The organism is Brevibacterium sp. HMSC07C04 (genome assembly GCF_001815905.1).
Taxonomy (GTDB): Bacteria; Actinomycetota; Actinomycetes; order Actinomycetales; family Brevibacteriaceae; genus Brevibacterium.
On record NZ_KV823265.1, the window covers coordinates 1 to 1,811 of the forward strand.

A 1,811-nucleotide genomic window follows, 5' to 3' on the forward strand; every position below is an offset into this window, starting at 1 on the left:
CCCCACACACCCAACCTGGATGTCAGGGCCTACCACAACACACCCCCACAACCACCACCACCAAACAGCAGCAGTCCTTAAGAGTGTGTTTGATTGTGTTGCTCCTTAGAAAGGAGGTGATCCAGCCGCACCTTCCGGTACGGCTACCTTGTTACGACTTAGTCCCAATCACCGGTCCCACCTTCGACGGCTCCCCCCCACACAGGTTAGGCCACCGGCTTCGGGTGTTACCGACTTTCGTGACTTGACGGGCGGTGTGTACAAGGCCCGGGAACGTATTCACCGCAGCGTTGCTGATCTGCGATTACTAGCGACTCCGACTTCACGTAGTCGAGTTGCAGACTACGATCCGAACTGAGACCGGCTTTAAGGGATTCGCTCCACCTCACGGCATCGCCACCCTCTGTACCGACCATTGTAGCATGCGTGAAGCCCAAGACATAAAGGGCATGATGATTTGACGTCATCCCCACCTTCCTCCGAGTTGACCCCGGCAGTCTCCTATGAGTTCCCACCATCACGTGCTGGCAACATAGAACGAGGGTTGCGCTCGTTGCGGGACTTAACCCAACATCTCACGACACGAGCTGACGACAACCATGCACCACCTGTACACCAGCCCCAAAGGGCGCACCTATCTCTAGGCGATTCCAGTGCATGTCAAGCCTTGGTAAGGTTCTTCGCGTTGCATCGAATTAATCCGCATGCTCCGCCGCTTGTGCGGGCCCCCGTCAATTCCTTTGAGTTTTAGCCTTGCGGCCGTACTCCCCAGGCGGGGAACTTAATGCGTTAGCTACGGCGCGGAATCCGTGGAATGGACCCCACACCTAGTTCCCAACGTTTACGGCATGGACTACCAGGGTATCTAATCCTGTTCGCTCCCCATGCTTTCGCTCCTCAGCGTCAGTAACAGCCCAGAGTCCCGCCTTCGCCACCGGTGTTCCTCCTGATATCTGCGCATTTCACCGCTACACCAGGAATTCCAGACTCCCCTACTGCACTCCAGTCTGCCCGTACCCACTGCACGCGCACCGTTAAGCGGCACGATTCCACAGCAGACGCGACAAACCACCTACGAGCTCTTTACGCCCAATAATTCCGGACAACGCTTGTACCCTACGTATTACCGCGGCTGCTGGCACGTAGTTAGCCGGTACTTCTTCTGCAGGTACCGTCACCCAAAGGCTTCTTCCCTACTGAAAGAGGTTTACAACCCGAAGGCCGTCATCCCCCACGCGGCGTCGCTGCATCAGGGTTCCCCCCATTGTGCAATATTCCCCACTGCTGCCTCCCGTAGGAGTCTGGGCCGTGTCTCAGTCCCAGTGTGGCCGGTCGCCCTCTCAGGCCGGCTACCCGTCGTCGTCTTGGTAGGCCATTACCCCACCAACAAACTGATAGGCCGCGAGCCCATCCCCAACCGAAAAAACTTTCCACCACCCAACATGCGAAAGATGGTCATATCCGGTATTAGACCCAGTTTCCCAGGCTTATCCCGAAGTCAGGGGCAGGTTACTCACGTGATACTCACCCGTTCGCCACTCATCCACCCAGTGCAAGCACCAAGCTTCAGCGTTCGACTTGCATGTGTTAAGCACGCCGCCAGCGTTCGTCCTGAGCCAGGATCAAACTCTCCACTAAAAACAAAAAGAAGATCCCAACCAAAAGAAAACTGACAAGAACAAAACAACACCAACAACCACAACAGCTGCCAGCATCATCCTGCTACAAATCAAAAAAATCCATGGCCAGAAAACAAAAAATCTGGCACCACGAAACAAACAAACACGCTATTGAGTTGACAAAGAACAGAC

At 55.1% G+C, this 1,811-nt stretch carries 1 rRNA gene; it reads right to left on the reverse strand.

What is annotated here, in order from left to right:
- Nucleotides 1-109: 109 nt before the first annotated feature.
- Nucleotides 110-1,638, reverse strand: a 16S ribosomal RNA gene (locus HMPREF3162_RS07020).
- Between the last annotated feature and the right edge of the window lie 173 nt (nucleotides 1,639-1,811).